The following is a 22,954-nucleotide window of genomic DNA, read 5'->3' as shown; positions in this document are numbered from 1 at the left end:
CGATCCGATTTTTATGTAACCCTATAAGATTGTAACATTATGGAGAAAGAAGAAATGATTGATACCATCAAACAAATTGCGTGTTCTTTGGCAGAAAAGGAACTGATAGACAAGTACGGGAAATTGCCCGAACAGCTGATGACTGAAAGAGGGACATATCGTTCAAAGTATCAGGATGAATTTAACAAGCTATACGATAAATACGAATACAGGCTTATCCGTTTATCGGGAAAGAATGCGGATGAACTATTTGTATGCGAGTAACTATTTTATGTGCCGGGACTATTATCCGGCACATATTTTTTCCGTATTGAAAGAACAAAGGGCGGACGACCCCACCCACACCGCCACCGTAATTATCATCCCAACCGTGAATATATGAAATACATAAGAATCTCCCCGAATGTGGAATACTCCACAGACATGGATTTTTTCCTTGAGAACCAGATACTCTGTATTGTGGACAAGGAAGGCACGAAGTTTTGCAGTCTGATAGAAAACAGACTGTTCATGCGTTCCAAGAACCGCCAGATCAGCAAACGGATGCAGGAACACATCATGCGTGAAATCCATAGTGACATCTGCCGTCTGTGCTATGGCGGAGAACCGGTGGACTGACCTGCCACACCCCACACCTGACAAGTGACCGTATTAAAAAGTCGGGCCGTCCTTATAGGATTGCCCGACTTTTTTTCTACTTTTCCTCTAAAGAAAAAACAGATTCTTTATCTTGTCGGTGTAAAACTCGCGATTTTTATCTACATTTGTGTAGTTGAATATAAAAACAAGAAAATTATAAGATTAGAAGATTTTGAAACATAACATATAAGAATAGCTTTTAGCTGTTTGTTCTTACTCTCAAAACGACCAAATTAAAGCAGGAGAATAAACGGGCGAAGTCCTTGTCATACACTTATGGCACGGTCTTAACTCGTTTCCTGCGAGGCGCTTGGTCGTGCCGGAGAGTAGAACTTGTTAGGTACCGTGCCTTTACTTTACGGATACATAACAAGAGATTATCGACAAGGAACCAATTAAAAACCATATAAGAATGTACAACAAGAATGTAGCCGTCACAGGACGCACCATCCGGGAGACAACATCGTATGACTATTTCCGTGAGGATAAAATCCGCATGGAACTTTACCGGTACATATATGCCATTTACAATGAAGGGTACCGGACACTCCTCTGTGATATGAACACCTATATCGGGCTGCTTGCGGCTGATACGGCAATCATGCTTCGGGAATCGGACAAATGCCCGGATATCCGTCTGGTCACTGTCACTCCCCCGGACAGCTATCCGGCAGGAGCGGACAATCTGCACCGTGCCCTGTATGACGACCTGCTGGTGAAGGCAGATGCCAAAGAAGTGTGTACCTCGAAAGACTTTCTGAGAAGGCTGCCCGGTTACGGGCATGTCATCTGCTGTTTTGACGAACAGTCAAAGGAGATGGAGGCAATCCGAAATTCCGGCAAGCCTTACGTCTCAATCCTCACAAGGATATAATCCGTTACACTACAACAGCTTTTCCAGCCGTACAATCCGTTTCTCCGTGGCTGGATGTGTACTCATGACATATTCGGTGAATGTAGGACGTTCACCGCGCATCTCCTCTGCCCTTTTCAAGCGATACAAGAAAGAAAGCAGGCCGCTGCCGCATCCGTATCTGACCGCATAAGCGTCACAACGGTATTCGCTATACTTGTTGATATTCACATCAACTATCCGGCTGATGCCATAAATGACAAAGTGGAGCAACTTGTAAAGTCCCCACCAGAATTTACCGGCCGGCTCCCCTAAAAAACCGAGGGCCGGAACCAGTGCGGACACCATGCTGCCGATTATCCCGAATACCAGGGCAGGAATCAGGAATATGCCATAAAGACAACGGCTCCCGAAAGACTCCATCGAAAACAGAAGCACCTGATATACGAAATCATAATGTGAGATATGTCCCACTTCGTGGCAGATGACACCTTTCAGTTCCTCGTCCGAGGCCTGCTTCATCATTCCGTCCGTAATGCCCACTGTATTGAAACCGAAAGTCACCGCATTGGCACGGGCGTCCCCGTTCCGGTAAAGGTTCAGTTTTCTGTCCATACCCATTTCTGAAAGCAGGCGTTCCAGCCTTACACGTTCAACACCGCCCAATGGCCTGTAACCTTCCCTCCTGCGCATCATCCAAACCTTCAGTGGGGAAAGAGTATAGAGGATATAGAGCAGAACGACATAGAAAGGCATCGAATAGACCAGATGATGCGCGAAAGAATATTCAGAAAACAGTCCCGGCAGGAACGAAGGGGCCACCCAACCGACAATTGCCAGCAATAGGACGTAAAAAAACGATATAAGAAGGATGTTCACCACTGTCACGTATGCCATCAAGAGCAGCTTGAATAAAATACGGAATATACGGAGTATTGTTTTCATGTGCTTTTATTTAAAACTGTTTGTAAATATAGAGAATTATTTTCTTTCAAAGGGTAGGCAAATCATTCAAATTGCTGCCATCCGGTCAATTTAAGGGAATAAAAAACGGCGGGATACCCCACCGTTCTTCCTGATAAGTGCTGGTAACAGCTATTTTTCTGCCGTATCGCTTTCCACTTCAAACGTCACCGTCATTTCCCTTTCCCGTCCGAAATTATCACGGACAAAGAATCTCAGTTCCGAGCGTCTGGTACTTGTGGAGCGGTAAAAGAGAGTAAACACCTGTCTCACCGGATTTTCCGTGTCCAGCCCCGGCATTTCCGCCAACGGCCTCACTTCCCGGTTGACGAGTTTCACGCCTTCGCAGTCCGTCACCTCTCCCTTGCCTTCCATTTGAATGTAGCCTATATCATACTCTGCCTTCCCATAATTCCCCTCACGGTCCAGATAAAAACGGATTTCCACCGTCTCATCCGCTGAAATCTGCCTTTGCAGGTACCATGAAGAGAGGCTGAAGTCATAATCCTGCCGAATGTCTATCTTATCGTCGCATGAACTGAATGCCAGCGCCGATACCAGTACACCTATACATATATATAATGCGTTTCTCATTTTTAAGTCTCCTTTCTTTTTTTCGTTAGTTGATAATGACGCGAAGCCCCAATCCGATCTGTGTATGGAAATTCCCCGCATCCGTCCCGAACAATGCCCTCTCCTTGACTTGCAGCAGGAAGACGATCCGGTCTGTCAGATAGACATCGAAAGCCGCCGTCAGGCTACCCCCATAAATAAAGCTGTCCCCGTTGGTGGCTGTCGCCCCGTCATGAAGCAGGGAAGTTCCCCAGTTGACCGTCTCGAATCCGCCCAGAGCGGAAAGTCCGACACGGAGACAGACGTTCCGTCCCTTGTCCGCCAATACGGGGATAAAATAGCCGAGTTCCCCGGTGAACTGCGCTTTCGGTATCGCCTTGCCCTCATAGGTGTACTCCTTTATCTGATAGTCCAGACCGTACAGCCAATGGGTACGGTTGCGGTTGGTACGGGTAAGGGCCAGCGAGGTGAAGTAATGGCGCCCGCCGCCGCTCTTCCATGAAAGGAAATGGTTCACTCCACCGGTGGTGAACTGTATGCCGGTCTGCCCCGGCAGGTCACGCTGCGCGTATGCCTTGTCCGTCCCGAATAGCAACGTTACGGCAACTGCCAATATGAATAGTATTCTTTGCATATACGTTATATTATATAGGGGTTACTATTTCAGATGCAGTTCACTGACGGGCTTTGCCGCCACAAGGTCGGTGTTTTCTATACGGAACGACTGGTGACGGGCACCGCCCTTCTCATAGATTTCCACCACCAGCAGCTTGTCGTCCGGCAGTGTCAGCTTGGGCAGTACGAACACATTGCGCACCGTGGATTTTCCGTCCACCGTCGTCAGGCGGTTATACGTCCTTACCGGCTCGATGAAGTTCTCCTGCATGGCGGTACGTCTGGCCACTTTCTTGTCGATGATTTTGAAACGGATATAGTCGATGTCAAACGATATGTCCGACCTGTTGCGTACGGATGTATGCAGGTACAGCAAGTCGTTGTTGATATAAATCCCCTTGAGCAGTGTCTGTATGCCGTACTTCTTACAGCCGATATGCCTGATGTCCCTTTTATTCTTCTTATACAGCGTGTACATGATGCGGTTCACCACCAGCGGTGTCTCCCCGCCCAGTTCCTTCAGCTTCACGAACATGCGGTCACCGGCAATGCCGCCTTCGGGATTGTCCCGGAGCCAGTCTTCCATCTCGATGGAAAGCTGTGCCGGTTCGTCCTTGTAAACCACATTGAATGAATAGAAACAGCCGTCGGCAGTGATGACCGAAAAGTTGGTTTCCCCCTCAAAGCCTTTTACCGCCGCCTTGATACGTACCACGTTTTCCGCTCCCATCGCCTTGTCGGCGATGATGTCAAACGAACCCAAATCCACATATCTCACTTCGGAAGGGAAAAGGATATGCACGGTTTTCTGGAAAGTCACCTCAATCTGATGCGGTGCGATAATCTGGTTGGCGGGAAATATCTTTGTTTCCACCGCCTCCTGCGCTTTTGCCCCCAGCAGGGAGAAAAGCATGACTATTGATAAAATAATTCTTGTCTTCATTTGATTACTGTTTTTTGGATATGAATAAAAGTTGATAATTCGCTTTCACGGCCACCTTCACCTCACGCATCTTTGTGGCAAGATATTGTGATCCGCCGCTAAGCACGCCCCTTGTCACGTCCATGACAAGCTGTTGCGAAGCGCTGCGTGCAAACGAGATGCTTGTCCCGAAACTGCCCCCGATATTGGCGGCGGCTTCCTTCATGGCGGTACGCTCTGCGGTATTGGGGACGAAAAGCCCGGCCTGCCCGTCCATGTCGTATGCCGCCAGTTCCACCGGCAGGATATTGCCGCCGCTTTCAATGGATTTCACCGTGACCGCCATCCGCTGCCCCTCAATACGCACCGTACCGTATAACGGAGTGTTGGCCGGTACAAGCACGCCGCCCACTTGCAGCGGTTCCAGCAGCCGGAATTTTAGTCATGCCCCGGTAGTCACCGTCTGGTCTTCGGCCACGCAGGCCCGTATCGTATTGGCTCCGGCAAGCTGTCCGCCGCCCACGGCAGTGGCAAAACCGTAATTGCGTGGGATTGAATCCGGCAGCGGAGGCGAGGCCAGCGACGAGACCACATTCTCCGTGGCACGTCCTGCGACTATCGCCGCAGGATAACCCGATGAACTGCCCGTGCCGTCTGCAGGCTGTATGCTCTTCACCTGACCGCCCGCCTGACCGGGGAAATAGCGTGCCGCCATCTCATACGACTTCTCCATCAGTTCCAGCGGGTCCTGTGATTTCCGTTCACGTTCCAGCCTCTCGTTAAGCTCTTTCACCCGCCGTTCCAGTTCGGCCACTTTCGGACTCTCCTCCGGCTCCTGATAGAACGAGGTGATCTGCCTTGAAATCTGCCGCTGCCGTTCCCTGGACTCCCGTATGGCATCCGCTTTCGGCGCTTCCGGTCTAACTTCCGAAGTATCCGGTGTCAGACAGTCACCCGCCACGTCCTGCAAGGTCCTCACTTTCTCCCGCCTGCGCTTCTTCATCTCTTCCAGTTCGTAGGCTTTCTGCTTGTCGGCCATCGTTTCGGGTGCGATGGCATCGGGTATGGTGGTGTTGATGCCCGCCGCCCCTTCCACCGTTTCCGCCGTATCCGGTTTGAAAAGAAACCAGATGAATCCGGCACACAGCAGGGAGAGGAATGCCACCACTCCATAAAATTTCAGCTTTCCGGCGGCCTTGCCGCTTAACTTTTTCTCCTTTGGGGATACCGGCTCCGCTTTCAGCGTCTCCTTCTCCCTTACTTTTTCTTCTTTCTTATCGGATTGTGTCATTGGATACATTGTTTTTTAATGGTTGGATACTGTCCGGAAGGGGAAGCATCACCCTTTGGAGATGCCGCACCTCAATCGGAAACTTGTCTGTACCGCAGAAACCGCCCACGATGTAGGCAAGGTCGATGGCGGCGAAGAGTCCGAGCAGGTAAAGAATGATGACCCTTTGCTGCCGGTAACTCAACCGCTGCCAGCGTCTGCGGAGTTTTGCTATATGGCGGTCTTTCCCCGTTCTGAACGACTGGAAGACCTTTTTCAGCCCGTTATCTTTCATACTGCCCGATGTCCCTATTTTCGATGATTGTAAAGCCTTCTATCAGGAAGCCCTGCGGATTGTTGTCGCTCCGGGTCACATTTCTCAGGCGGCAGGTGGTGACAAGCGACCTTTCGGTAACGCTGCTCGAACGGATGATGTGCTGCCGACAATAGGCCCTCATCTCGTACGGATAGCTGTCAAAGTTCCCCCCGATGCTGTCCACCGTCAGGGTCTGCGAGATATTCCCCGCTATCATCCGGTTGAAGTAGCCTTTCTCCTGCAAGTTCCGGTAATAGCCAATGGCGCTTTCATCCGAGAGGTAAAGGGCACGCTGCACATTGCTTTCAATGGCGCTTTTGTCGGGGGACAAGGTAAAGAACAGTTCGTGAAAACGCCTGATATGCTCCCTCGCCTCTACCGGGCGGTTCTGCTGCGCATCCTGCGAGAGGGCCAGCATCAGCGATTTCCCACTGTCCAGTACATAGATTTTCTGTCGCTGCGCTTCCGCAAAGTCGTATGCCTTTCAGGTGGCGAAAACCGTTACCAGTGCGCAAACTCCCAGGAATACCATTCCGAACAGCCGCAGCTGCCGGAACGATGTCTCGATGTTTTTTAATGATTTGAATTCCATGTCTTTTTCTGTTTTTTTAATGTGATACGTTTAAAACATTTTCTTGATGCGTCCGGCTACCGATCCACCAACCGCACCGCCGACTGCCGCCGCACCGTTCCCGGCCATCTTCCCGGCACCGTTGGCCTTCTGCCCGTAAGCTCCCGCACCGCCGGCCTGTATAATCCACGAGGACACTGTGGGCACGCAGAAGTAACCGATGATACCTATAATCATGAAGATACAATATACGCTGTTCGATGCGTCCGGTATGAATGTCGGGTCCTGCATCTGCTGGATGTCCTGCTGCAACATCAGGATCTGTATGCGCGAGAGGATAGCCCCGAACAGGTCACCCACCGGTAGGCACGCCGGGTAGCGGTAAGTCGTATGCGGTGGTCAATAATTACATAAAGCAGGCAATCGAGAAGTCTTATGCACTTTATATATATGATTTTAAATTTGACGACCTGTCGGTTATTGCTTATAACCACCTTATTAAATACAGACACCGTTATAAGATACCCCCCAAGTTTTATGTAATCAACTTCGATGATCCGAGAAAGAGCCACCGTTGCAATCCGTTGGCCCCGAAACTGATGACGGATATTTCGGATGCCTACGAATCCAGTTATACCATCATGTTAAACCTGAATAAAAGTTGGGTGCAAAAGCAGGGGGACTTCTTTGTGGAATCTCCGATTGTTTTGTTTACGGCGATAATCTGGTTTTTGAAATTGTATGAAAACGGCAAATACTGTACGTTCCCACATGCCATCGAATTGCTTAATAAAAGGTACGAGGATGTATTTACAATCTTGACAAGCTATCCTGAGCTTGAGAATTATCTGAGTCCTTTTATTGACGCATGGAAAGGCGGTGCCAGCGAACAGTTGATGGGGCAGATTGCATCAGCCAAGATTCCGCTGTCCAGACTGATAAGCCCACAGCTTTATTGGGTGATGTCCGGTAGTGACTTCACGTTGGACATTAATAATCCGAAGGAGCCTAAAGTTCTGTGTGTCGGCAACAATCCCGATAGAATTTCCATTTATGGTGCTGCTTTAGGTTTGTATAACTCCCGTATCGTGAAGCTGATAAACAAGAAGAAGCAACTCAAAAGTTGTGTAATCATTGACGAATTACCCACGATTTTCTTTAAAGGTCTGGATAATCTGATAGCCACGGCGCGAAGCAACAAGGTAGCGGTTGTGTTGGGTTTTCAGGACTTCAGCCAGTTGAAACGTGACTATGGTGACAAGGAAGCCGCTGTAATCATGTCAACTGTCGGTAATGTTTTCAGCGGTCAAGTGGTGGGTGAAACGGCCAAAACGCTATCAGAAAGGTTTGGAAAAATCCTGCAAAAGCGGGAGTCTGTTAGCATCAACCGCAGTGACACTTCCACTTCCATCAGCACACAACTGGACAGTCTGATACCTGCCAGCAAAATCAGTACACTTTCGCAAGGTATGTTTGTCGGTGCTGTAACGGACAATTTCGGAGAGACGATAGACCAGAAGATTTTCCATGCGCAGATAGTGGTGGATAATGATGCGGTACAGAAAGAGACGGCGGCTTATCAGCCCATTCCTGAAATCAGCAGCTTTCTGGATGCGGAGGGCAATGATACAATGGAGCAACAGATACAAGCCAACTACCGGCAAATTAAGCAGGATATTGTGGAATTGGTGGAGAATGAACTGATACGCATTGAGAACGACCCAGAACTCAAATATTTGTTGGATAATAATGAGTAATTTTCTTGTTAAAAGAGACCAATCTGTCATTCAAAATATAGTTGAATTCTTTAAATAAATATTTAAGGTGGTTCTTCAATACAAATTGAATGACAGACACTTAAAATATATCTTTTGTGACATAGCGACCATTTGTTATAACAAAAATTATTTAATCAGAGTACATTCTTTTGTTCCTGATTTTCCAAAAGTTTCCTTACGAGTTAATCGTTCCTGTTTAAAACAGGCTAAGCCTGGATAAGGTGATATTGATATCTCTTTTTCTTGGTATTGAATAACTTCATCATTATTAGTATATGCAATATATAAATTACCTATATTTACTAAAAAGTTAGGATACTTATCTCTAACCTTATTTAATATTAGATTAGATAAACGTGTTAACTCTAAAATTAAGTCTCCAATTAAAAAGCAATAGTTATAATTAGCTTCTAATTTTTCATTATAATTATGGTCATACATTTCTGTTTTATAAAAACTTTCTATAGTATAATAATCATCACCAAAACTTTTGATATGTTCATCCCACACTTTTATCAAATCTGCTATTAATAATCCTAAATTAGCTATCAATTTATCCCATTTCTCAAATTCTTGATATTGATTACGCGATTTTATAAAACGTACCAACTTGTCAAGATTTTCATATTGTGTCACTTTAAGTTTAAATTGCCCCGAATTACTAACATAATAACTCCATATTGAGTATTCCTCTATGTTTAACAAAGAGAAAATATATTCTAAATTAGGTAAGTATACAGTTGCAAAAATATCAGTACCTTTATTAATCCGTAGCTGTCGTGTTTGACGAAGATAAAGAGATATCGGATAAGTTATTATTATCAATGCTAAGATATTTAAAAAAGACATAGAACCACATACTATTTTTATTCTTTGAGGTTCAATCGTTATGGAAACAACTGTGAATGTTATGAATGAAAAAACTAAGGACAAATACAATACTACAACTTTTGTACATCCCCAACGAGATATAAATTGAATCAAAAAATTAACAATATTGTTATGCATAATTTTTCTATATAAATAAACTCATTAATCAAATTCGGAATAATATCATTAAATATGTCTAATCAACAAATCTATATCAATAGTCCAATACGCCAATTGAAGTAGAAATTACAGATTATTGATACGAATAAAATGCTTCATAAACGAGGATGATATTTCAAATATAAATTCAATCTCTTCTTCAATTACGTTATCATCATGTTTTATATATGTATTTTGGTATTTTGAAAAATATTCTACTAATTTTTGAAACATATTTCCTAATTCTTTAGAACCATTTCTATCTTGTATAAATTTTCCAAGTCCTGACAATTGATTCTCTAAAGACTTATCATTATCTAATATATTTTTCAAAAGAATCTCTAATGACAACCGTAAATCATCTAATAGATTTCTTTCAAATATGTTTCCTTTAAATTTATCAAGAGCAGATTGATACAACTTAAGAGAATCTGGATAATCATTAAGCCAATGCTTCGTTTCATCAATGAGTATCTCATTGATGACATCAGAATCAACGTTTAAGTGTCCATAACGAGTTATTAATTTCAATTTCAAGTCTTTAACTTTAGCATTTCCTGCAAATTGTTCAAGTTCACATAATTCCTTTATAATTTTAAATTGCTGTTCTGGAGTAAATCGTTCTAAATTTTTTCTCAATGCTGTTCTTTTATTAGGTACTGAACCATCTTGTGGCAAAGGCAAAGAAGTATAAGGGATATCTATATTAAAATCAATTGCATATGCAGAGCACAATGTTACAATTTGAGACGTTGTTAAACCATCACTTGTATTTCCTAAAACTTCTGAAACATTCTGAATAAAGATATTGGGAATCATATATATTGTTTTTTATTGATTTTAAATCATTAAAATAATAGAATTGCAAATTTATCTTTTCCATTCCATATCACAAACTAATTTCTTATTTATTGAAAGAGAAAATCATTAAATCAGCCAACTTACGCCAAATACAGCCATTCATTCCCCATACCTTCAATATTATAACATGTTATTAACTAATGTTCTACATTCGCACCGACGGGCTAAAGTTTACCCGGTAATAATCATTATTGTATCATTTTAATTTTAGAATTTATGGCAAAGAAAAAGCAAGAACAAGAGCAGCAAGGTCAGGAAGAGCACGTAATGGCAGTCCTTGACAAAAGAACGAACAAGACCGCAGTCGTTTCCAAAATGAACGAGCAGGACGGCAGTCTCGAAATCGTACCACCCGACAAGAAGAACAACAACAGCTTTCTGAAGCTGGACCGCACATCACCGTTGGAACTGTTCTTCACGAATTTCAAGAACCAATACAACAATCCCACAAGTTTCAGTTTCTTCCTTATCCCTCTCGCTGTATTGGAAAAGACCCTGAACGCCGTCATCCAGATCCGAAAGGGGGAAGACCCCGGACCGGAAGGCAAAAAACTGGTAGAGAACAGTGAACTGAACGATGAAGGGCGTATCGCCAAACTTGCCAGACGCTACAAGTTCGACGAGCACCAGCTTCCCTGGAAGGAACTCAGTGCGCTGGGAGTGGACAAGCAACTGTTGTTTGAAAACCATTGCATGGGTGAAATGCTCAAGGGCAGAATCACTTCCACCGCCTTCCCCATCAGCAAGGAAGTCAACGGTATCAAGCAGGACATGGGTGAGGCCTGTTTCCTCTGTGTCAAGGGTGAGGACGGCAAGGTACAGCTGAAAACACTGGGCAGGCTCGACAAGCCGCAATATGACCTACCCGCCTATAAAGGCGTATTCACGGACGAGGAAAAGCAGAAACTCCAGGATACCGGAACACTGGGAGGAATAAAGGAGATGAAGGATACCTACACAGGAAAAGTATGCAACTGTTACGTGGCTTTCCATGAACCGAGCAACCGTATCATCACGATGCCCGTGGACGCCATCAAGATACCGGACTACATCTACGGGAAAAGACTGGACGACAAGCAGAAGCAGGTTCTCGCATCAGGCGGGCAACTTTCCATCAATGACATACAGCGCAAGAACGACACGCTTCTTTCCGGCGTGGCCTTTGTCGATCCGAGAATCATGGACATCGCATTCAAGCAGGCCGGAGAACAGCTGAAAGTGAACGACACCATCATGGGAGCCAGAATCACCCCCGAACAGAAAAAGATGCTGGAAAACCATGAAATGGTATATATTGAGAATATGCGCTACAAGGGCAGGACATTCTCCGATGACGTGCGCTTCAGCAACAAGAGCAACAACCTTCTCATAGGAAAGAACGCGAGGGAGTACAAGCCGAATCTTGAAAACCGGAAACAGGACCAGAAAAAGGAAAGCAAGCAGACGGTACGTCACGCCGCATCCTTCACGCCCAAACCCAAGAAAAACAGCTTTTCCGTGGCATAGTCTTACGGAAACGGCCACACTTCACATATATACCCGATTACCACACCGATGGCCGTCGGGTATATGTTTAATGAATATATGGAATCATCCAACGTAAAAACAAACCGATTATGCAACATAACAATACACCAGAGGGAGAACTGTCATACTTTGAAACGGCTCTCCTTCTTCATTTACGAGAAAGTCATCCCCACATGGCCGGGAATCCGGATTTTATCAGGTCAAGAGCCGATGAGGCAGCCAATGTCTATGAACATTCCATACGTGACGGTCTGACCGTCACGCAGGCATTGGAACAGTCGGACGCCGTGCTTTACCGGGACTTGCAGTTTTCCAAGTTCGACACCCTTTTTGAAGTGGTGTCGGAATGGTTCCTGGAAGTGCCCCCTGAAAAGCGGAAGGGTCTCTGCCTGGGACTACTGCCGTCCGCAGAAGCCGTATTCAACAAATATCCCATAGACGACAGGTTTGAGGCTTCCCCTTCTTACCGTATCCTCACCATCGAACTGACAGGTTTCATCCAATCAAATATAGAACAATATGGCATATAACAAGCGACAACATCTGGCGGACAACATGGCCGCACTTGAATACCTGTTCATGCGCCCGGAGTTTTGTCTCACCGAAGAAGGGCGCAAAGTATTGAACGGCTACACCGGTTTCGGAGGACTGAAATGTATCCTCAATCCGGCAGAAAAAGACACGGACATCGGAAAGTGAACGGCTGACAAGGAACTGTTCCCTCAGGTGAGACTGCTGCATGAACTGCTTCGGGAGTATTCCACGGACGAGAAGCAGTACAAGGAGTATATACAAAGCCTTAAAAATTCCGTACTTACCGCATTCTATACCCCCGAAGCGGTGGCATCCGTCATACAGAGGACGTTGCAGGCGTCGGGTGTCGTCCCCGGACGTTTTCTTGACCCTTCCGCAGGTACCGGAGTTTTCATCAGCTCTCTGAAGGACGTGCCTGAAATAACCTGCTTTGAGAAGGACAAGCTCACCGGAAGGATTCTCTCCGCGCTCTATCCGGACAGCAAGGTCATTATAGACGGCTTCCAGACCATACAACCTTATTATAATGGTTATTTCGATGTGGCGTCCTCCAATATCCCGTTCGGAGATACCAGAGTATATGACCGTGACTTTGACCGCAGTGGCGATCCGGTACGCAAAGGGGTACTCAACGCCGTACACAACTATTTCTTTTTGAAAGGCATGGATACGCTGCGGGAAGGCGGCATAATGGCCTTCATCACGACTTCGGGAGTCATGGACTCGCCCGGCAACCGTCCCATACGGGAATGGCTGGTGAACCACGCCGGACTGGTTTCGGCTGTCCGCCTGCCCGGCAACCTTTTCACCGATGCCGGAACCAAAGTGAGCAGCGACTTGATCGTATTGCAGAAGAATAGCCGGAAAAACGGACTGACCGAAGCGGAACGGAACTTCATCGAGACCCGCACACTGCCCGGAAACATCACCATCAACAACAGCTACAAGGAACTGGACCACATTATCCATACCGCTGTCAAGACCGGTAAGAACATGTACGGGCAGCCCGCCATGAACTTCATCCATGACGGTAGCGTGGAGACCATTTCCGAAGAACTCGGTGGGTTGCTCTTGCGGGACATCGAGAACCGTCTGAACCGGGAACTCTACACGGAGAACCTATCCCGGAAGTCCGTTCCGTCCACAACCATCCTACCGACAATCACCATAACGGAAGAGGGCGAACGGCCACAAAAAAGCGAGCGGGTGGAACATCTCCCTTCCACCAGACCGTATGAACCCATGCTCAACCTTTTCGACACTTATGCCGAAGAAGAGACGGAAGTACCGGAAAGCAGAATGCCGGAAAGAAAAGTTGTGACGGCATCCCGTAAGAAGAAGGATAACACGCCCGAAATGTTCAATCTCTTCTCGCAGGAGAACGCTTATGACGAAGCGGTCCAGGAAGAGGACCTTTCCCTGGCGCAGGCCGAGGCGGAGGCGGCATGGCAGGAACGCAGGAGGAAGATGGAGGAGGAACGCAAAAAAGAAATGGAACCAAGAGCGTTTGACGGGGAATTGAAACCGGAATACAAGAACGGCTCCATTGTAAAATCAGGCGAACAATACGGCCACCTTCGGGGCATGAGCACCCCCGAAGTACAGTTCCACCCGCTCAGACTGACAGTAACCCAGCAATACCGGGCCTCTTATTATATCCCCCTTCGTGAGGCATACCATGAGCTTTACAGGACTGAAGCCGAGACGGAAACCGAACAGCCCGGCCTGCGTGAGGAACTCAACAGGCAGTATGACCGTTTCAGACGCATGTTCCTGGAACTCAACCACAAGGACAACGCCAAGTTCCTGCTGATGGATGCGGGAGGCAGGGAAATGCTCTCACTGGAAAGAAGCATCCGGGGCAAGATACAGAAAGCGGACATATTCACCGTCCCCGTATCATTCAATGCCAACGAGGTCAAACATGCGGACACCGCCCAGGAAGCGCTCGCGGCCTCACTGAACAAGTTCGGGGAGGTGAATCTGGAGTATATGGAGAGCCTGAGCGACATCGGCAGGCGGGAACTGCTTGAGCAGCTTGAAAGCCGTATCTTCTACAACCCCATGATGAAAAGATACGAGATAAGGGACCGTTTCATTGCGGGGAACGTCATCGCCAAAGCGGAATGGATAGAGAAACATCTCAAGGAATACCCCGATGACAAGGAAAGCGGGAGGTCGCTGGAAGCGCTGAAGGACGCCGCACCGGAACCCATCGGCTTCGAGCTGCTTGATTTCAACCTGGGTGAACGGTGGATACCCACATCCGTATATGAAGAGTTTGCGGAATACCTTTTCGGGGTAAAGACTCGCATCAGCTATACGGAAAGCATCGACGAGTTCGGCATAACCCTTGAAGGAAGCAACGCGAACATCACCGACAAATACTTCGTGAAAGGAGAAAAAAGGGGATATTACGGGAATGACCTGCTGAAACATGCCCTGCACAACACCGTGCCCGACATCACAAAAACCGTACAGGACAAGGACGGAAAAGACATAAAGGTGCGCGATGCCGACGCCATCCAGCTTGCCGACGCCAAGATCAACGAGATACGCAAGGAGTTCGTGAACTGGCTGAACGAGCAGCTCCCGCAATTCAAGCAGAACCTTGCCGGCATGTACAACCGCAAGTTCAACTGTTATGTACGGCCGGATTACGACGGCTCCTGCCAAAACTTTCCTTTCCTTGATTTGAAAGGTCTTGACATCCCCGGCTTGTATGACAGCCAGAAAAATGCGGTATGGATGCTGAAACTCAACGGCGGGGGGATAATCGACCACGAGGTGGGCACCGGAAAGACGCTCATCATGTGTGTGGCCGCCTTCGAGATGAAGCGTCTCGGACTGGCGGACAAGCCCATGATTATAGGGTTGAAGAGCAACGTGCACGACATCGCCGACACATTCAAAAGGGCATATCCGAACGCGAAGGTACTGTATCCGGGAAAGGAGGATTTCACCCCCGAAAAACGTGTCGGGATATTCCATGACATCAAGAACAACAACTGGGACTGCATCATACTCACGCACGACCAGTTCGGAAAAATACCCCAGTCACCGGAGATACAGCAGGAGATATACAATAAGGAGATAGAAAGCATAGAGGAGAGCCTTGCCGTATTCGAGCAACAGGGAAACGAGGTCAGCGGCTGGATTATACGCGGGCTGGAAAAGAGGAAGGAGAATCTTCAGGCGAAACTTGAAAAACTGGAGGATACCATCAAAGGGCGGACGGATGACGTGGTTGATTTCAAACAGATGGGCATCGACCACCTGTTCGTGGACGAATCGCATAATTTCAAGAACCTGATGTTCAACACCCGTCACGCAAGGGTTTCGGGACTTGGAAACCCGGAAGGAAGCATAAAGGCGATGAACCTGCTTTTTGCCATCCGTACCATTCAGGAACGTTCCGGTAGGGACCTGGGGGCCACCTTCCTGTCGGGTACGACCATCTCCAACAGTCTGACCGAGCTTTACCTGCTTTTCAAATACCTTCGCCCCAGAGAAATGGAAAGGCAGGGAATCACCTGCTTTGACGGTTGGGCCGCCGTATATGCCAAGAAAAGCACGGATTTTGAGTTCTCCGTGACCAACCAGATCGTGCAGAAGGAACGGTTCAGGTACTTTATCAAAGTACCCGAACTTGCCAACTTCTACGCGGAGATAACCGACTACAAGACTGCGGAAGACGTGGGTGTGGACAGGCCGAAGCTTAATCAGCAGCTGTACCATATACCGCCCACACCCGACCAGGAGATGTCCATAGAGAAGCTGATAAAGTTTGCGGAGAGCGGGGACGCCACCCATATAGACCGCCTTCCGCTGTCCGATGCGGAGGAGAAGGCGAAAATGCTGATAGCCACCAACTACTCGAACAAGATGTCGCTTGACATGCGCCTCATCGACATGAAATACGGGGACAATCCGGGAAACAAGGCATCCCACTGCGCGGCCAGGATTGCGGAATACTACTACAAGTATCTCGACCAGAAGGGCACGCAATTCGTGTTTTCCGATCTGAGCACGTACAAGCCGGACGAATGGAACATTTACAGCGAAATCAGGCGCAAGCTGGTGGAAGACCACGACATTCCGGAAAAGCAGATCCGTTTCATTCAGGAAGTGAACAGCGACAACGCGCGTAAGGAACTGTTTGACGACATGAACTCTGGACGCATCCGTTTCCTTTTCGGCTCCACCCAGAAACTGGGAACGGGAGTCAACGCCCAACAGAGGGCCGTGGCCATCCATCACCTGGACATACCCTGAAGGCCTTCCGACCTGGAACAACGTAACGGAAGAGCGGTAAGAAAAGGGAATATCGTGGCCAAGGAACATGCCGGCAATACGGTGGACTGCTATATCTATACGGTGGAAAAATCATTGGACAGTTACAAGTTCAACCTGCTTCATAACAAGCAGGTGTTCATCAACCAGTTAAAAAGCCATAATCTCGCTACACGGACCATTGATGAGGGAGCGATGGATGAAAACGGCGGGGTGAGCTTCAGTGAGTACGTGGCCATTCTTTCAGACAACAACGACCTGCTGGAAAAGGCCAAGCTGGAAAAGAAACTGGCGGTCCTTGAGAGCGAAAGGCTGGCATACCACAGGAACAAGGGGAACGCCAAAGGGAAGCTGCACGAGAAGGTTTCAGAAATTGAAAAGAACGAAACTTTCATAGAGCGTTTCACGCGGGATTGGGAATACCTGAACCGGGTTGCCCCTACGGATACGGCCACCGGATTGAGGCCCAATCCGCTCAAACTGGACGGGGTGGAGTCCGGCAATATCGAGATTCTGGCCGACAGATTGTCCGCAATCAACCGGAATGCCCGGACTGAGGATGACTATATGAAAATAGGAACGCTGTTCGACTTCCGTATTCTGGTACGTTCCGAAAAGGTCTGGGACGGAAGCACGGAATCCTTGCAGAACAAGTTCATGGTCGAGGGACTGGACGGCATCAAATACACCTATAATAACGGGTATATCGCCAAAGACCCGAAGCTGGCCGTAATGAACTTCATCAATGCGCTGGAGCGTATTCCCGGCATGATAGAGAAACGGAAAAAGGACAATACGGAGTTGGAGAAAGACCTGCCGGTCCTGCGTGAGATAGTCTCCACGCTCTGGCCCAAAGAGGGGGAGATAAAGGAACTGACAGAGGAACTCGCCACGTTGAACCGGAGGATACAACTCACATTGAAACAGCCCGAACAGTACGGGAACGATGATATGGCCGGGCAGGAAAAGGTCAGACCGGTCAGCGGCAGCGATATTGCACCCGACCAGTCACAACAGGCAAGGCATGTACCGTCCATGAAAATTATAATGCCGGCAAAGGAAACCCGAAAAATATCGTAATGTTTCCCACGGCACATTGCGGCAAACCCCGGAAGCTGCGCAGGCTCCACTTCCGCAGTTTGCCGCAAAGAGCCGTTTTCAGGAAAGGACAAAGGCACGGACGGCACCCGGATAAATCCGACCTGCCGTCCGTGCCCTTGTCTGAAACGGGGATGTGTCACATCAGTCCGTTTCCTCGAATGAAAGTTCCTCTACCTGCCTGTTTATTCTCCTGCTGTCAATCGAATCCTTCAGGTTGATTATATCCACGATTGAGTAATGCCTTGTGCCGTTTTCCTCTTCCGCAAAGCGCAGACGTCCGTTCAGACGCTGTTTCTCTATTTCAGCCGGTTCAAGCCCTATCAGTTCACATACCTCATCCGGCAGCATGGACAATTCGACACTGTTGTCCTCACAGATATGTTGCAGTACGGCCAGCATGTTGAGGGACTTCTTGTAACTTCTCACGAGCGCAGCGAATGAACTGCTTTCAATCTTGATCATCTTTCTCATAACCTTTTATTTTTAGAGTGTTCTTCCTTTTCCAGTAACATGGCACGCAGCACGTCCGAACGGCGGTAGTAAATCTTTCCCTTGTCGCGGTGAAAGGGCAGCGTGCCGTCATTGCGACGTCTCAAAAGTGTCCTGTCGGACATCTTGGTCAGCAGGCGGACTCCTTTTGAATCCAGAATCTCGCTGTCCGGCAGGTTTTCAATATTAGGTGAAAGCAGCTGTTCAATCCTGTTCACTTTGGCAAGGATGGTACTTAACATATGGGTAACTCCGGCACCCGGTACGACTTTTCTGTTATTCATATTGACCTTGTTTTTATCGTTTATGGTGCAATATTACAGAGTTATTATGAGGCCATTGGTTACTCAACCGTTGAGCAACCGACAAAAAAAGACAGAAACCGACAAAGAGGTACAAAAATAGCCGGAGGGTAATTCCGGCTATTTCAATGGGAAGAATTTTATGCACCGATATAAGTTAAAATTCTAATAGTCAGTATTGTACGCAAAATATATCTGAATAAATTTGGCTATATTGCAACTATTACCTATATTTGTACATAGTTATTTGAAATTATGCAAAGCAGTGTAACTGAAAGCAAGACTTTTGCAACCAAATCGTTACCTATATCTTTGAATATCTCTATAAATAAATATAAATCAAGAAGTTACATTAAAACACTTTGTTTCTGATGGTGAAATCAACTGTTCCACACGTTGGAACACCCTGTTAACCATATAGGTTATCTGCATGAAATAGTTCGTCGAGAGAACTACTTCATCCGTTTCTATGTGACAGAGAAGGGTGACACTTTTTTTATCTGTCACAGTATTCATCACAGATTTAACACGCTGTATAACAAAGCATTGAAAAGTCATATGACAGTGTGACAGATATTTTTCAAAAAACATACAGTAAGAAAACAGTCGCTATACTACCGAACTCACTGCTACCTCATGCCATTTATAATAATTTTCTTTAGACAATGTTGTAGGTCTTTTTAGCTGAGTTGTTTAAATCTTCTTGAAACTCTTGCTTGAGACTGACCTTTTTTATTTTGTAAATACAATACTGCCCACGTGTTCCCCAACAAAGAAACGCGCCATGTCTGATGTTTTATACCATGCAGGCTTGCCGGCCATATCATCCGATATAACTTTACCGTTTATCTTCAGATTCTCAAAACGAATATTCTTCACCATCCGTTCCTTGTCATAGCCAACAATATGTGAGAGTTCGGCATGATCGCCATTATAGGTAATATCTTTAAAAAGCACATTCTCAATGCCCCTGCCCGGAGCCTTGCAATACTTCTTGTTATAAAATATACGCAGATTCACCAATTGTCCTTGCCTGAAATTCTCGATACGGATATTCTCAAACCGCACATTCCGGACCAGATTATTATCACCTGCATTGATAGCCAGGCAGCCTTGATAATCCACCTGCATTTCCCGATGATCCAAAATATCAATGTTCCGGTAAGTCAGATTCTCCATCACTTCATTTCTTTCCACATCTCCATGCAACCCGATAAAAATAGGATGCGCCACATCTGCCCACAGGGTAGAATTCTGCATTGTTACATTACGGCATCCGCCATGAAACCCCATACGTGTAGCATACACGGTAGTGCAATCATCGGAGTTACGGCAAAATACTCCGTCAAACAAGACGTTGTTGCTGGCAAACACATTCATACCGTCCCCCCACCCGTATGAACTGATGGCCTTTACATTGCGGATTGTCACACTGTCCGAACCTCCAGTGGGACATTGGGTTGTGATGAGACCTTCCACATATATATTTCGTGAATTAATAATGCTGATACCTGCCCCACGACCTTCGGGATGCACCTCACCCCGTCCCAGAATTTTCACATCACGGGCATTGACCGCACGGATACATCCACGCACAATGGCCCCACCTGCCACATAGACAGTCTTTCCCGAAGGAACATTGAGTGTATCGCCGGGTAACTGATGTATTCCCGGAGCGAAATAAATCAGATTCTTGTCTTTCAATTTCTTCGGGCGGTTTTCATCTATCGGATTCGCAAAAAGATGAAGATTATGGAAGATGTCTCCATTTACTTCAATGGACAAGTTACGCGGACGGTCTAGTGTAAAAGTTATCGTACTGCCGCTGGTCCTCGGAGTGATACCATACGACAACGGACGCACCCTGCCACTCTTTACTTCTCCTTTATTATAGGTGACGGAAACTTCCACCTGCCCGGAAAAGTCAAAATATCCCATTGAGGCCAGTTCAACATGATGCTTCGTCTGGCGTACTTCATCTACTTTCACCGGATAAGTGACTACTTCTTTCCATCCACCGCCCGATTGCCTCACCCGAACTGTAAAATCGTCTTTCAACTCCACCCCGTCACCGGGAACCGTGTAAGTTATCAACTGGTTTTGCGCATAAAGGATACAGGTCATCATCCATAAAAGACCTATCAAGCATAATGTTCTCATTCTTTCCATTTGTAAAGTTTATTATTGGTTTTATAGAATATACGTTCGATAACTATCAATCACTCAAATCGCCTACCGGCAATTCTAATATACTGCAATTTCATTATAAATTAGGGCGTGAAATAATCTTTTACCTAAAGAATATTCTTATTTCACACCCTATCTGCTATAAATCAGTCTATTGATTTTCGATTTATCCTTCAGTTTTTATTACCAACCGGGATTCTGCGTTAATTGCGGATTCAAACGTATCTGCTGACGAGGAATAGGATCTAAATAATCTCTTTGTGTATAAAGCAAATTACCAGCCAAAGTTGCTATAGAACGTCCATAGTCAGGGTCGTTAGGATCAGAGCCCTCATAAAGCCCATAAAGCAAAGGATACTTTTCCGGATAATAACAAGGTTCACCGAAGTAAGTGGCATCATTGGCTTTCTCTGTTTCGTATGCTGTCCTCAAAACATGTCGGCCCAGTTTACGGCCAGTCAGGTTGATATGCGCAATACCCCAACGTTTCAAATCGTCCATACGAAAGCCTTCACCAAAAAGTTCACATGCACGCTCTCTACGTATTTCATCCAACATATTCATTTTTTTACAAATAGTTTTTCCTGTAGCATGATCCCAATAACCAGCATCCCAAACATTGGCAATCAACGCATTGGTCAAAGGAGCCACTCCGGCACGGGCACGATTTTTATTAATAGAAAAATTAAGATCTTCATCTGAAATGTTTCCATTATTCAATTCACAAGTAGCTTCGGCATAAATGCAATGTACTTCTGCCAAACGGATCAACGGGAAATCTGCAGATTCTGTATTATCCGGACGATTCGCTCCTTCAATCAGATATTTACGGCTGCTATATCCCCCCATTGTACTATTATTTCTGATTGTGGGATGGAACACTGCACAAGAACTGCTATATACGGGATCAGTAGGATCATAATGATCATTGTCCTTCGGAAACACAGGAGTAGGATACGGTTGATTAGCATCCGTACGCTGACGTCCATCTTCAGTACGGCTACTATAAGATACACGGTCAGGCAAGAAAGTACAGCCGACAAAACGATAATCACGATTACGATATTCACCTATAAATGTAGCATATCCCTCGAATTCTGGATTATTCTGCGCATCAGACATACTACCTGTATAACTGATACGAATAGGAAGTCCGTTGCGACAAAGGAAAGATTCACCAAACTGGGCACTCATACCCGTTGCTGCGCCTACCATGACTGAATGCGATAAATTAATACCACCGCGGTTCAGATCGTAGTCATATTTTTTGTAAAAAATAAATTCTTTATTTGTACTTTTTCCCGCACTTTTGAAATTAGGAATATTCCCACCTTTATCATCAATATTAAACAAATAGTAATAACTCAAAGAGTCACATTCTGTCCACAACTTATAAGTTCCACTTTCAGCTTCTTCTATCACCTCTTTTGACATCTGCTTTGCTTCTGTCAGCATATCGGTTATAGAAGGATATCCTTCTGGCTTAGCAGTGCCTGCCCCTTGTGAAGTACCATCACCATCTAAATCATAATTGATAGCAGGAACATACTTTTCCCACGTAGCCTCATAAAGCAATACTCTGGCCAAAAAAGACTTGGCAGCTTCCTTGCTTACTTTTCCTTTGCTTCCTTCCGGGATTTCTGTCTCTTTAGGTAAGTGCTTTACAGCCTCTCTTAAATCGGACATAATAAAGGCTGCCACTTCATACCGACTGTTTCGAGGGGCCTGTAACACTCCGTCACTGACAGTCAACACATGGTCTGAAATAGGCACACCACCAAAATGTTGCAACAAATAAAAATGCTGCCATGCACGAAAAAAATAAGCAGTACCCACTGACTGGGCAATATCGCTTTGGCTTCCATCATAGGCTTCTGCCTTTTCCAACAAGATATTGCAAGTACGGATATGGGAATAAGGCTTGTCCCAACTCCAATTTTCTTCCGGTGCAGAACCACCTCCATTGCTTCCTAGTCCACTGATATCCGTCCCCCGGTCCATTATATCATCGTAAGACGGCTTATCATCCAGATTTTTCCATCCAATTACATTATCCTCAAATCCGCAACTAAGCCCTTGAACGTCCTTATTGCGTTTACACGTCCTCTCATTACTGAATTTGCAGATAATT

General features: G+C 46.3%; 21 protein-coding genes and 3 pseudogenes. 9 read left to right on the top strand and 15 right to left on the bottom strand.

Features of this window, described 5'->3' with window-relative positions:
- Window positions 1-39 precede the first annotated feature (39 nt).
- The 3 genes from AB5935_RS00120 (at window position 40) to AB5935_RS00110 (ending at window position 1,513) form a co-directional block, all read left to right on the top strand.
- On the top strand, window positions 40-264 hold the full coding sequence (locus tag AB5935_RS00120; protein ID WP_038610779.1) for a hypothetical protein: 225 nt from the start codon (window positions 40-42) through the stop codon (window positions 262-264).
- Window positions 265-378: 114 nt separating this feature from the next.
- Complete coding sequence (locus tag AB5935_RS00115; RefSeq protein ID WP_038612510.1) at window positions 379-618, top strand: hypothetical protein; 240 nt, start codon at window positions 379-381, stop codon at window positions 616-618.
- Window positions 619-1,051: 433 nt separating this feature from the next.
- Window positions 1,052-1,513, top strand: coding sequence for a hypothetical protein (locus tag AB5935_RS00110; RefSeq protein ID WP_038610782.1), 462 nt, complete (start codon window positions 1,052-1,054; stop codon window positions 1,511-1,513).
- A 9-nt stretch (window positions 1,514-1,522) separates the two neighbouring features.
- Here the strand turns inward: AB5935_RS00110 and AB5935_RS00105 are convergent, their stop codons facing one another.
- From AB5935_RS00105 to AB5935_RS00065, 9 genes and pseudogenes are all read right to left on the bottom strand, one after another.
- Window positions 1,523-2,437 (bottom strand): M48 family metalloprotease, encoded by a 915-nt coding sequence (locus AB5935_RS00105; protein ID WP_038610785.1) that lies wholly within the window; start codon window positions 2,435-2,437, stop codon window positions 1,523-1,525.
- A 150-nt stretch (window positions 2,438-2,587) separates the two neighbouring features.
- Window positions 2,588-3,049, bottom strand: a complete 462-nt coding sequence (locus AB5935_RS00100; protein ID WP_038610788.1) for a TraQ conjugal transfer family protein — start codon at window positions 3,047-3,049, stop codon at window positions 2,588-2,590.
- Between the two features lie 25 nt (window positions 3,050-3,074).
- Complete coding sequence (locus AB5935_RS00095; protein ID WP_038610791.1) at window positions 3,075-3,662, bottom strand: conjugal transfer protein TraO; 588 nt, start codon at window positions 3,660-3,662, stop codon at window positions 3,075-3,077.
- A gap of 24 nt (window positions 3,663-3,686) precedes the next feature.
- Entirely contained in the window at window positions 3,687-4,586 is a 900-nt protein-coding gene (gene traN, locus AB5935_RS00090) for a conjugative transposon protein TraN (RefSeq protein WP_038610794.1), read from the bottom strand.
- 4 nt (window positions 4,587-4,590) lie between these two features.
- Window positions 4,591-4,977 (bottom strand): conjugative transposon protein TraM, encoded by a 387-nt coding sequence (gene traM, locus AB5935_RS00085; RefSeq protein ID WP_038610797.1) that lies wholly within the window; start codon window positions 4,975-4,977, stop codon window positions 4,591-4,593.
- A 30-nt stretch (window positions 4,978-5,007) separates the two neighbouring features.
- A complete protein-coding gene (locus AB5935_RS00080; protein WP_038610800.1) occupies window positions 5,008-5,856 on the bottom strand; it encodes a conjugative transposon protein TraM in 849 nt (282 codons plus the stop codon).
- Window positions 5,840-6,130: a hypothetical protein gene (locus tag AB5935_RS00075; protein ID WP_038610803.1), complete on the bottom strand. Its 291-nt coding sequence runs from the start codon at window positions 6,128-6,130 to the stop codon at window positions 5,840-5,842. The genes AB5935_RS00080 and AB5935_RS00075 overlap by 17 nt, the downstream gene beginning before the upstream one ends.
- Window positions 6,120-6,743, bottom strand: a pseudogene (traK, locus tag AB5935_RS00070) (conjugative transposon protein TraK). Before traK ends, AB5935_RS00075 begins: the two are co-directional and overlap by 11 nt.
- 30 nt (window positions 6,744-6,773) lie before the next feature.
- Window positions 6,774-7,088, bottom strand: a pseudogene (locus tag AB5935_RS00065) (conjugative transposon protein TraJ); the annotation flags it as partial.
- On the opposite strand from AB5935_RS00065, the pseudogene AB5935_RS00060 reads away from it, so the two are divergent.
- Window positions 7,085-8,479, top strand: a pseudogene (locus tag AB5935_RS00060) (type IV secretory system conjugative DNA transfer family protein); the annotation flags it as partial. The pseudogenes AB5935_RS00065 and AB5935_RS00060 sit on opposite strands and share 4 nt — an antisense overlap.
- Before the next feature lie 147 nt (window positions 8,480-8,626).
- On the opposite strand, the gene AB5935_RS00055 reads toward AB5935_RS00060, so the two are convergent.
- On the bottom strand, window positions 8,627-9,508 hold the full coding sequence (locus tag AB5935_RS00055; RefSeq protein WP_038610811.1) for a hypothetical protein: 882 nt from the start codon (window positions 9,506-9,508) through the stop codon (window positions 8,627-8,629).
- A gap of 108 nt (window positions 9,509-9,616) precedes the next feature.
- The gene (locus AB5935_RS00050) at window positions 9,617-10,348 is read right to left on the bottom strand and encodes a hypothetical protein (RefSeq protein ID WP_038610813.1); all 732 of its coding nucleotides are present in this window, start codon (window positions 10,346-10,348) and stop codon (window positions 9,617-9,619) included.
- 258 nt (window positions 10,349-10,606) lie between these two features.
- Here AB5935_RS00050 and AB5935_RS00045 point away from each other — a divergent pair, with 258 nt between their 5' ends.
- The 5 genes from AB5935_RS00045 (at window position 10,607) to AB5935_RS00025 (ending at window position 17,824) form a co-directional block, all read left to right on the top strand.
- On the top strand, window positions 10,607-11,896 hold the full coding sequence (locus AB5935_RS00045) for a DUF3945 domain-containing protein (RefSeq protein ID WP_038610817.1): 1,290 nt from the start codon (window positions 10,607-10,609) through the stop codon (window positions 11,894-11,896).
- A 110-nt stretch (window positions 11,897-12,006) separates the two neighbouring features.
- Window positions 12,007-12,447, top strand: a complete 441-nt coding sequence (locus tag AB5935_RS00040) for a DUF1896 domain-containing protein (protein WP_038610820.1) — start codon at window positions 12,007-12,009, stop codon at window positions 12,445-12,447.
- Complete coding sequence (locus AB5935_RS00035) at window positions 12,437-12,616, top strand: hypothetical protein (RefSeq protein ID WP_007482326.1); 180 nt, start codon at window positions 12,437-12,439, stop codon at window positions 12,614-12,616. The genes AB5935_RS00040 and AB5935_RS00035 overlap by 11 nt, the downstream gene beginning before the upstream one ends.
- Before the next feature lie 153 nt (window positions 12,617-12,769).
- Window positions 12,770-16,726: an N-6 DNA methylase gene (locus tag AB5935_RS00030; protein ID WP_038612516.1), complete on the top strand. Its 3,957-nt coding sequence runs from the start codon at window positions 12,770-12,772 to the stop codon at window positions 16,724-16,726.
- An 81-nt stretch (window positions 16,727-16,807) separates the two neighbouring features.
- Window positions 16,808-17,824 (top strand): hypothetical protein, encoded by a 1,017-nt coding sequence (locus AB5935_RS00025; protein ID WP_038612519.1) that lies wholly within the window; start codon window positions 16,808-16,810, stop codon window positions 17,822-17,824.
- Window positions 17,825-17,986: 162 nt separating this feature from the next.
- On the opposite strand, the gene AB5935_RS00020 is transcribed toward AB5935_RS00025, so the two are convergent.
- The 4 genes from AB5935_RS00020 to AB5935_RS00005 all read right to left on the bottom strand — a co-directional run bounded on the left by AB5935_RS00020 (window position 17,987) and on the right by AB5935_RS00005 (window position 22,953).
- Window positions 17,987-18,316: a hypothetical protein gene (locus AB5935_RS00020; RefSeq protein ID WP_007482332.1), complete on the bottom strand. Its 330-nt coding sequence runs from the start codon at window positions 18,314-18,316 to the stop codon at window positions 17,987-17,989.
- Window positions 18,313-18,618: a DNA-binding protein gene (locus tag AB5935_RS00015; RefSeq protein WP_038610822.1), complete on the bottom strand. Its 306-nt coding sequence runs from the start codon at window positions 18,616-18,618 to the stop codon at window positions 18,313-18,315. Before AB5935_RS00015 ends, AB5935_RS00020 begins: the two co-directional genes overlap by 4 nt.
- Window positions 18,619-19,368: 750 nt before the next feature.
- The gene (locus AB5935_RS00010) at window positions 19,369-20,805 is read right to left on the bottom strand and encodes a glycosyl hydrolase family 28 protein (protein WP_038610831.1); all 1,437 of its coding nucleotides are present in this window, start codon (window positions 20,803-20,805) and stop codon (window positions 19,369-19,371) included.
- Window positions 20,806-21,006: 201 nt separating this feature from the next.
- On the bottom strand, window positions 21,007-22,953 hold the full coding sequence (locus AB5935_RS00005; protein WP_368327299.1) for a RagB/SusD family nutrient uptake outer membrane protein: 1,947 nt from the start codon (window positions 22,951-22,953) through the stop codon (window positions 21,007-21,009).
- Window position 22,954 lies beyond the last annotated feature (1 nt).

This window comes from Phocaeicola sp. RTP21198st1_B8_RTP21198_201120, from assembly GCF_040929485.1.
GTDB classification, from domain to species: Bacteria; Bacteroidota; Bacteroidia; order Bacteroidales; family Bacteroidaceae; genus Phocaeicola; species Phocaeicola dorei.
The sequence above is the reverse complement of the archived record's forward strand: the minus strand, read 5'-3'. Positions and strand labels throughout refer to the sequence as shown.